This window comes from Sphingobium sp. LSP13-1-1.1, assembly GCF_040676415.1.
Lineage (GTDB): Bacteria > Pseudomonadota > Alphaproteobacteria > Sphingomonadales > Sphingomonadaceae > Sphingobium.
This window is the reverse complement of record NZ_JBEGHU010000090.1, coordinates 1-255: the sequence shown is the minus strand read 5'-3', so window position 1 is coordinate 255 and position 255 is coordinate 1. Positions and strand designations below refer to the sequence as shown.

The window sequence follows — 255 nt, the reverse complement described above, 5'->3', positions numbered from 1 at the left end:
TGTGGACTTCATCGACAACAGCTGGGCCATCTTCATCGACAAGGTGGTCTATTTCATCGCCTCTGTAGATAGCCAGACGCAAATCACACTCGCGGAGCCATACACTGGCCCGACAAAGAGCAATGCGGACTACTTCTGCTGGCCTACTCAGCACCTCGCGGTCCCGCTTTTCGTTCAGACAGCTGATCTGCTCGACACGTTCGGCCCTCTTCGTGAGGATATGGAGCTGCTCACTCAGCAGATCACAGACACCCT

The 255-nt window shown here is 54.9% G+C and carries 1 protein-coding gene; it reads left to right on the top strand.

Translation table 11 applies throughout. The features are described 5' to 3' along the window. Positions 1–255: hypothetical protein (locus MRBLSP13_RS22370; RefSeq protein WP_363756710.1), on the top strand; the 255-nt coding region annotated here is incomplete at both ends.